General features: G+C 50.6%; 2 tRNA genes and 5 rRNA genes (1 of these 7 only partly in view). All 7 read left to right on the top strand.

Features of this window, described 5'->3' with window-relative positions:
- Positions 1-1,661 (top strand): 23S ribosomal RNA (locus AOC04_RS17380); it begins 1,233 nt to the left of the window's first position.
- Positions 1,662-1,815: 154 nt separating this feature from the next.
- Positions 1,816-1,931: ribosomal RNA gene (gene rrf / locus AOC04_RS17375) — 5S ribosomal RNA — on the top strand.
- A gap of 478 nt (positions 1,932-2,409) precedes the next feature.
- Positions 2,410-3,946 (top strand): 16S ribosomal RNA (locus AOC04_RS17370).
- A 122-nt stretch (positions 3,947-4,068) separates the two neighbouring features.
- A tRNA-Ile gene (locus AOC04_RS17365) sits at positions 4,069-4,145 on the top strand.
- A gap of 30 nt (positions 4,146-4,175) precedes the next feature.
- Positions 4,176-4,251 (top strand) — tRNA-Ala (locus AOC04_RS17360).
- A 234-nt stretch (positions 4,252-4,485) separates the two neighbouring features.
- A 23S ribosomal RNA gene (locus AOC04_RS17355) occupies positions 4,486-7,379 on the top strand.
- Between the two features lie 154 nt (positions 7,380-7,533).
- Positions 7,534-7,649, top strand: a 5S ribosomal RNA gene (rrf, locus tag AOC04_RS17350).
- Together the 16S, 23S and 5S rRNA genes with 2 tRNA genes alongside form the textbook arrangement of a ribosomal RNA operon.
- Positions 7,650-7,786: the final 137 nt, after the last annotated feature.

The raw sequence follows: 7,786 nt of genomic DNA, 5'->3' as shown, positions 1-7,786 counted from the left end.
AGAAGTGCGAATGCTGACATGAGTAACGATAATGGGTGTGAAAAACACCCACGCCGAAAGACCAAGGTTTCCTGCGCAACGTTAATCGACGCAGGGTTAGTCGGTCCCTAAGGCGAGGCTGAAAAGCGTAGTCGATGGAAAACAGGTTAATATTCCTGTACTTCTGGTTATTGCGATGGAGGGACGGAGAAGGCTAGGCCAGCTTGGCGTTGGTTGTCCAAGTTTAAGGTGGTAGGCTGGAATCTTAGGTAAATCCGGGATTCTAAGGCCGAGAGCTGATGACGAGTTAACTTTTAGTTAACGAAGTGGTTGATGCCATGCTTCCAAGAAAAGCTTCTAAGCTTCAGGTAACCAGGAACCGTACCCCAAACCGACACAGGTGGTTGGGTAGAGAATACCAAGGCGCTTGAGAGAACTCGGGTGAAGGAACTAGGCAAAATGGCACCGTAACTTCGGGAGAAGGTGCGCCGGTGAGGGTGAAGCATTTACTGCGTAAGCCCACGCCGGTCGAAGATACCAGGCCGCTGCGACTGTTTATTAAAAACACAGCACTCTGCAAACACGAAAGTGGACGTATAGGGTGTGACGCCTGCCCGGTGCCGGAAGGTTAATTGATGGGGTTAGCTAACGCGAAGCTCTTGATCGAAGCCCCGGTAAACGGCGGCCGTAACTATAACGGTCCTAAGGTAGCGAAATTCCTTGTCGGGTAAGTTCCGACCTGCACGAATGGCGTAACGATGGCGGCGCTGTCTCCACCCGAGACTCAGTGAAATTGAAATCGCTGTGAAGATGCAGTGTATCCGCGGCTAGACGGAAAGACCCCGTGAACCTTTACTATAGCTTTGCACTGGACTTTGAATTTGCTTGTGTAGGATAGGTGGGAGGCTTTGAAGTGTGGACGCCAGTCTGCATGGAGCCAACCTTGAAATACCACCCTGGCAACTTTGAGGTTCTAACTCAGGTCCGTTATCCGGATCGAGGACAGTGTATGGTGGGTAGTTTGACTGGGGCGGTCTCCTCCTAAAGAGTAACGGAGGAGTACGAAGGTGCGCTCAGACCGGTCGGAAATCGGTCGTAGAGTATAAAGGCAAAAGCGCGCTTGACTGCGAGACAGACACGTCGAGCAGGTACGAAAGTAGGTCTTAGTGATCCGGTGGTTCTGTATGGAAGGGCCATCGCTCAACGGATAAAAGGTACTCCGGGGATAACAGGCTGATACCGCCCAAGAGTTCATATCGACGGCGGTGTTTGGCACCTCGATGTCGGCTCATCACATCCTGGGGCTGAAGCCGGTCCCAAGGGTATGGCTGTTCGCCATTTAAAGTGGTACGCGAGCTGGGTTTAGAACGTCGTGAGACAGTTCGGTCCCTATCTGCCGTGGACGTTTGAGATTTGAGAGGGGCTGCTCCTAGTACGAGAGGACCGGAGTGGACGAACCTCTGGTGTTCCGGTTGTCACGCCAGTGGCATTGCCGGGTAGCTATGTTCGGGAAAGATAACCGCTGAAAGCATCTAAGCGGGAAACTTGCCTCAAGATGAGATCTCACTGGAACCTTGAGTTCCCTAAAGGGCCGTCGAAGACTACGACGTTGATAGGTTGGGTGTGTAAGCGCTGTGAGGCGTTGAGCTAACCAATACTAATTGCCCGTGAGGCTTGACCATATAACACCCAAGCAATTTGCGCTTTGAATACAAAGCCTGCAAGTTGCGGTGTGTGAAGACGATACAAACCGAAAGTTTGCGTAACACACAAATCTATTACATACCCATTCGCTGGAACGTTAACCGTAAGGTAAACGTGCTGGCTACCGAATTTCTTGACGACCATAGAGCATTGGAACCACCTGATCCCATCCCGAACTCAGTAGTGAAACGATGCATCGCCGATGGTAGTGTGGGGTTTCCCCATGTGAGAGTAGGTCATCGTCAAGATTAAATTCCAAAATCCCTGTCTGCTCACGCAGACGGGGATTTTGTTTTTGTATAAGTACAGGCTTTGTATAAAGTCTGTGCCGCTGATCAATGTTTACCTGGTCAGTGAGTCGATTATCTCAATCGAAAGAAGCAGGAATTAAGGTGTTGACAGCAGCGTGTAACGCTGTAGAATTCGCCTCCCGCTAACGAGAGATCGAAAGCGCAAGTGGTTGATGTTACAAAGGAAACTTTGAAAACATCCTAAAATAACCGCTTGACAGCAACAGAGGCTGCTGTAGAATGCGCGCCTCGGTTGAGCGAAAGCTTAACCAACCGCTCTTTAACAACTGAATCAAGCAATTCGTGTGGGTGCTTGTGGAGTCAGACTGATAGTCAACAAGATTATCAGCATCACAAGTTACTCCGCGAGAAATCAAAGATGTAACCAACGATTGCTGAGCCAAGTTTAGGGTTTCTTAAAAACCCAAAGATGTTTGAACTGAAGAGTTTGATCATGGCTCAGATTGAACGCTGGCGGCAGGCCTAACACATGCAAGTCGAGCGGTAGAGAGGTGCTTGCACCTCTTGAGAGCGGCGGACGGGTGAGTAATACCTAGGAATCTGCCTGGTAGTGGGGGATAACGTTCGGAAACGGACGCTAATACCGCATACGTCCTACGGGAGAAAGCAGGGGACCTTCGGGCCTTGCGCTATCAGATGAGCCTAGGTCGGATTAGCTAGTTGGTGAGGTAATGGCTCACCAAGGCTACGATCCGTAACTGGTCTGAGAGGATGATCAGTCACACTGGAACTGAGACACGGTCCAGACTCCTACGGGAGGCAGCAGTGGGGAATATTGGACAATGGGCGAAAGCCTGATCCAGCCATGCCGCGTGTGTGAAGAAGGTCTTCGGATTGTAAAGCACTTTAAGTTGGGAGGAAGGGCATTAACCTAATACGTTAGTGTTTTGACGTTACCGACAGAATAAGCACCGGCTAACTCTGTGCCAGCAGCCGCGGTAATACAGAGGGTGCAAGCGTTAATCGGAATTACTGGGCGTAAAGCGCGCGTAGGTGGTTTGTTAAGTTGAATGTGAAATCCCCGGGCTCAACCTGGGAACTGCATCCAAAACTGGCAAGCTAGAGTATGGTAGAGGGTGGTGGAATTTCCTGTGTAGCGGTGAAATGCGTAGATATAGGAAGGAACACCAGTGGCGAAGGCGACCACCTGGACTGATACTGACACTGAGGTGCGAAAGCGTGGGGAGCAAACAGGATTAGATACCCTGGTAGTCCACGCCGTAAACGATGTCAACTAGCCGTTGGGAGTCTTGAACTCTTAGTGGCGCAGCTAACGCATTAAGTTGACCGCCTGGGGAGTACGGCCGCAAGGTTAAAACTCAAATGAATTGACGGGGGCCCGCACAAGCGGTGGAGCATGTGGTTTAATTCGAAGCAACGCGAAGAACCTTACCAGGCCTTGACATCCAATGAACTTTCTAGAGATAGATTGGTGCCTTCGGGAACATTGAGACAGGTGCTGCATGGCTGTCGTCAGCTCGTGTCGTGAGATGTTGGGTTAAGTCCCGTAACGAGCGCAACCCTTGTCCTTAGTTACCAGCACGTAATGGTGGGCACTCTAAGGAGACTGCCGGTGACAAACCGGAGGAAGGTGGGGATGACGTCAAGTCATCATGGCCCTTACGGCCTGGGCTACACACGTGCTACAATGGTCGGTACAAAGGGTTGCCAAGCCGCGAGGTGGAGCTAATCCCATAAAACCGATCGTAGTCCGGATCGCAGTCTGCAACTCGACTGCGTGAAGTCGGAATCGCTAGTAATCGTGAATCAGAATGTCACGGTGAATACGTTCCCGGGCCTTGTACACACCGCCCGTCACACCATGGGAGTGGGTTGCACCAGAAGTAGCTAGTCTAACCTTCGGGAGGACGGTTACCACGGTGTGATTCATGACTGGGGTGAAGTCGTAACAAGGTAGCCGTAGGGGAACCTGCGGCTGGATCACCTCCTTAATCGACGACATCAGCTGCTCCATAAGTTCCCACACGAATTGCTTGATTCATTGAAGAAGACGATAGAAGCAACTTTAAGCTCCAAGCTGATAGCGCACGCTAACAGTTACAAGCTCGAAATTGGGTCTGTAGCTCAGTTGGTTAGAGCGCACCCCTGATAAGGGTGAGGTCGGCAGTTCGAATCTGCCCAGACCCACCAATTTTGTGTGGAAAAAGCCTGTAGAAATATGGGGCCATAGCTCAGCTGGGAGAGCGCCTGCCTTGCACGCAGGAGGTCAACGGTTCGATCCCGTTTGGCTCCACCATAACTTGCTTCTGTATCGTAAAGCTTAGAAATGAGCATTCCATCGCATGATGGTGAATGTTGATTTCTGATCTTTTGATTAGATCGTTCTTTAAAAATTTGGGTATGTAATAGAAAGTTAGACTGAATAACACTTTCACTGGTGTTTATTCAGGCTAAGGTAAAATTTGTGAGTAATTGCGAATTTTCGGCGAATGTCGTCTTCATAGTATAACCAGATTGCTTGGGGTTATATGGTCAAGTGAAGAAGCGCATACGGTGGATGCCTTGGCAGTCAGAGGCGATGAAAGACGTGGTAGCCTGCGAAAAGCTTCGGGGAGTCGGCAAACAGACTTTGATCCGGAGATGTCTGAATGGGGGAACCCACCTAACATAAGTTAGGTATCTTAAGCTGAATACATAGGCTTAAGAAGCGAACCAGGGGAACTGAAACATCTAAGTACCCTGAGGAAAAGAAATCAACCGAGATTCCCTTAGTAGTGGCGAGCGAACGGGGACCAGCCCTTAAGCTGTATTGATGTTAGCGGAACGCTCTGGAAAGTGCGGCCATAGTGGGTGATAGCCCTGTACGCGAAAACATCTTTACAGTGAAATCGAGTAGGACGGAGCACGAGAAACTTTGTCTGAATATGGGGGGACCATCCTCCAAGGCTAAATACTACTGACTGACCGATAGTGAACTAGTACCGTGAGGGAAAGGCGAAAAGAACCCCGGAGAGGGGAGTGAAATAGATCCTGAAACCGTATGCGTACAAGCAGTGGGAGCCCACTTTGTTGGGTGACTGCGTACCTTTTGTATAATGGGTCAGCGACTTATTTTCAGTGGCAAGCTTAACCGAATAGGGGAGGCGTAGCGAAAGCGAGTCTTAATAGGGCGTCTAGTCGCTGGGAATAGACCCGAAACCGGGCGATCTATCCATGGGCAGGTTGAAGGTTGGGTAACACTAACTGGAGGACCGAACCGACTACCGTTGAAAAGTTAGCGGATGACCTGTGGATCGGAGTGAAAGGCTAATCAAGCTCGGAGATAGCTGGTTCTCCTCGAAAGCTATTTAGGTAGCGCCTCATGTATCACTGTAGGGGGTAGAGCACTGTTTCGGCTAGGGGGTCATCCCGACTTACCAAACCGATGCAAACTCCGAATACCTACAAGTGCCGAGCATGGGAGACACACGGCGGGTGCTAACGTCCGTCGTGAAAAGGGAAACAACCCAGACCGTCAGCTAAGGTCCCAAAGTTATGGTTAAGTGGGAAACGATGTGGGAAGGCTTAGACAGCTAGGAGGTTGGCTTAGAAGCAGCCACCCTTTAAAGAAAGCGTAATAGCTCACTAGTCGAGTCGGCCTGCGCGGAAGATTTAACGGGGCTCAAACCATACACCGAAGCTACGGGTATCATCTTAGGATGATGCGGTAGAGGAGCGTTCTGTAAGCCTGTGAAGGTGAGTTGAGAAGCTTGCTGGAGGTATCAGAAGTGCGAATGCTGACATGAGTAACGATAATGGGTGTGAAAAACACCCACGCCGAAAGACCAAGGTTTCCTGCGCAACGTTAATCGACGCAGGGTTAGTCGGTCCCTAAGGCGAGGCTGAAAAGCGTAGTCGATGGAAAACAGGTTAATATTCCTGTACTTCTGGTTATTGCGATGGAGGGACGGAGAAGGCTAGGCCAGCTTGGCGTTGGTTGTCCAAGTTTAAGGTGGTAGGCTGGAATCTTAGGTAAATCCGGGATTCTAAGGCCGAGAGCTGATGACGAGTTAACTTTTAGTTAACGAAGTGGTTGATGCCATGCTTCCAAGAAAAGCTTCTAAGCTTCAGGTAACCAGGAACCGTACCCCAAACCGACACAGGTGGTTGGGTAGAGAATACCAAGGCGCTTGAGAGAACTCGGGTGAAGGAACTAGGCAAAATGGCACCGTAACTTCGGGAGAAGGTGCGCCGGTGAGGGTGAAGCATTTACTGCGTAAGCCCACGCCGGTCGAAGATACCAGGCCGCTGCGACTGTTTATTAAAAACACAGCACTCTGCAAACACGAAAGTGGACGTATAGGGTGTGACGCCTGCCCGGTGCCGGAAGGTTAATTGATGGGGTTAGCTAACGCGAAGCTCTTGATCGAAGCCCCGGTAAACGGCGGCCGTAACTATAACGGTCCTAAGGTAGCGAAATTCCTTGTCGGGTAAGTTCCGACCTGCACGAATGGCGTAACGATGGCGGCGCTGTCTCCACCCGAGACTCAGTGAAATTGAAATCGCTGTGAAGATGCAGTGTATCCGCGGCTAGACGGAAAGACCCCGTGAACCTTTACTATAGCTTTGCACTGGACTTTGAATTTGCTTGTGTAGGATAGGTGGGAGGCTTTGAAGTGTGGACGCCAGTCTGCATGGAGCCAACCTTGAAATACCACCCTGGCAACTTTGAGGTTCTAACTCAGGTCCGTTATCCGGATCGAGGACAGTGTATGGTGGGTAGTTTGACTGGGGCGGTCTCCTCCTAAAGAGTAACGGAGGAGTACGAAGGTGCGCTCAGACCGGTCGGAAATCGGTCGTAGAGTATAAAGGCAAAAGCGCGCTTGACTGCGAGACAGACACGTCGAGCAGGTACGAAAGTAGGTCTTAGTGATCCGGTGGTTCTGTATGGAAGGGCCATCGCTCAACGGATAAAAGGTACTCCGGGGATAACAGGCTGATACCGCCCAAGAGTTCATATCGACGGCGGTGTTTGGCACCTCGATGTCGGCTCATCACATCCTGGGGCTGAAGCCGGTCCCAAGGGTATGGCTGTTCGCCATTTAAAGTGGTACGCGAGCTGGGTTTAGAACGTCGTGAGACAGTTCGGTCCCTATCTGCCGTGGACGTTTGAGATTTGAGAGGGGCTGCTCCTAGTACGAGAGGACCGGAGTGGACGAACCTCTGGTGTTCCGGTTGTCACGCCAGTGGCATTGCCGGGTAGCTATGTTCGGGAAAGATAACCGCTGAAAGCATCTAAGCGGGAAACTTGCCTCAAGATGAGATCTCACTGGAACCTTGAGTTCCCTAAAGGGCCGTCGAAGACTACGACGTTGATAGGTTGGGTGTGTAAGCGCTGTGAGGCGTTGAGCTAACCAATACTAATTGCCCGTGAGGCTTGACCATATAACACCCAAGCAATTTGCGCTTTGAATACAAAGCCTGCAAGTTGCGGTGTGTGAAGACGATACAAACCGAAAGTTTGCGTAACACACAAATCTATTACATACCCATTCGCTGGAACGTTAACCGTAAGGTAAACGCGCTGGCTACCGAATTTCTTGACGACCATAGAGCATTGGAACCACCTGATCCCATCCCGAACTCAGTAGTGAAACGATGCATCGCCGATGGTAGTGTGGGGTTTCCCCATGTGAGAGTAGGTCATCGTCAAGATTAAATTCCAAACCCCCTGTCTGCTCATGCAGACAGGGGGTTTGTTTTTGTGGCGAGAAAAGTTGCAGGCAGCGATACAGCGATTCGCTGCAACAACTCTTGCGGTGCTGCAGTCGCCGTAAATCCTGAATGCGCAA

It is taken from the genome of Pseudomonas versuta (assembly GCF_001294575.1).
Lineage (GTDB): Bacteria > Pseudomonadota > Gammaproteobacteria > Pseudomonadales > Pseudomonadaceae > Aquipseudomonas > Aquipseudomonas versuta.
The sequence above is the reverse complement of the archived record's forward strand: the minus strand, read 5'-3'. Positions and strand labels throughout refer to the sequence as shown.